Source organism: Pseudomonas sp. P5_B2, assembly GCF_056400445.1.
In genome coordinates this window covers 1-506 of record NZ_JBFULH010001534.1, presented here as the reverse complement: position 1 = coordinate 506, position 506 = coordinate 1, and the positions used below count along the sequence as shown (strand labels likewise).

Genomic DNA, 506 nt, shown 5'->3' with positions numbered 1-506 from the left:
ATTGAAAAGCGCTACGAGGCAATCGCTGCTGCATTGCCTGAACTGGCCTTTCCATTGGTGCATAAAAGCCGGCTCATCGATGGCGAACCGTTTTTCCGCATGCAGGAAGGTCCGGGTGTCAGCAATACCGAGACAGCAGTCGAGGTCCGGGAAAAGAACGGAGACCTCTGGCGATATGCGCTGTACCCGGTGACGGGCAAGAAACATCAATTACGCGTGCACATGACAGCGCTGGGCGCGAGTATCTGCAACGATCCGTTTTACCCGCAGGTGCTCAAGAACGTTGAAGATGATTACGCCAATCCACTGAAATTGCTCGCTCAGGGCTTGCGGTTTGTGGATCCGGTCACCGGCCAGGAAAGGGTGTTTGAAAGCAGCATCACCTTGGAGTGGTGAAAAACTCCGGCCACGAAAAAGCCCGCATCAAGCGGGCTTTGTCATATCTGCCTGGCGCAGTAAAAATTACAATTCTTTAACGGTGCGAACCTTCTTTAACGGTGCGAACC

The 506-nt window shown here is 53.2% G+C and carries 1 protein-coding gene; it reads left to right on the top strand.

Annotation, left to right across the window (positions count from 1 at the left end):
• On the top strand, positions 1-396 hold a 396-nt coding region (locus AC1DRJ_RS32240; protein WP_477805646.1), incomplete at its 5' end, for a pseudouridine synthase.
• Between the last annotated feature and the right edge of the window lie 110 nt (positions 397-506).